General features: G+C 65.8%; 2 protein-coding genes. Both read left to right on the top strand.

Annotated features, from left to right (window positions below; all coding sequences use genetic code 11):
- Positions 1 to 219 (top strand): DUF1636 family protein (locus tag EOC06_RS42935; protein ID WP_245469815.1); only part of this gene is annotated, 219 nt, incomplete at its 5' end.
- The coding region (locus tag EOC06_RS42930; RefSeq protein ID WP_245469816.1) for an ABC transporter ATP-binding protein at positions 219 to 685 on the top strand (467 nt) is incomplete at its 3' end. The genes EOC06_RS42935 and EOC06_RS42930, both read left to right, overlap by 1 nt.

The raw sequence follows: 685 nt of genomic DNA, 5'->3' as shown, positions 1-685 counted from the left end.
TGCGACAGACCGCTGACCGTTGCCTACACAGCCGGCGGCAAGGCCAGCTACCTCTTCGGCGACATCGATTCGGACCGTGACGCTCCCCACCTGATCGACTTCGCACACCTCTATCATGGGCTGCCGAATGGTTGGTGCAGGGAGGGCGAGCGTCCCCTTGGTCTCGCCGGCAAGACGCTGGCGCGCATTCCTGCGGTCCTCGCCGCGCGGGTCGCGTGATGAGCACCGTCATGCTCGAGGCGCACGATGTCGGTTTCCGTTCCCTGGCAGGGCAAAGCCTGGTCGAGGATGTGAGCCTGAGGGTGGAGGCGGGCGACCGGCTGGCAATCATCGGGCCGAACGGCGCCGGCAAGACGACGCTGCTCAGGATGCTCGCGGGAATGGTTCGGCCGGGTTTGGGTGAGATCAGGCTTGGAGGCCGCCGTCTCGACCATCTCGCCGCTATCGATCGTGCCCGCAAGATCGCCGTGGTCGGCCAGTCTGACCAACCGGATCCGCGCCTTGCGGTGATAGACTATGTCGAGCTTGGCAGGGTTCCGCATGTCGGCTTGCGGAGAAGGAGCGAGGAACGCGACATTGTCGTCGAGGCTCTGAAGCGGACGGGCATGTTGAAAATGCTTGACCGCGTGATCGGCTCGCTGTCGGGCGGGGAGCGCCAGCGTGCCCAGATCGCCCGCGCCATCGC

It is taken from the genome of Mesorhizobium sp. M7A.F.Ca.MR.362.00.0.0 (assembly GCF_004023175.1).
In the GTDB taxonomy this organism is placed as follows: Bacteria; Pseudomonadota; Alphaproteobacteria; order Rhizobiales; family Rhizobiaceae; genus Mesorhizobium.
The sequence above is the reverse complement of the archived record's forward strand: the minus strand, read 5'-3'. Positions and strand labels throughout refer to the sequence as shown.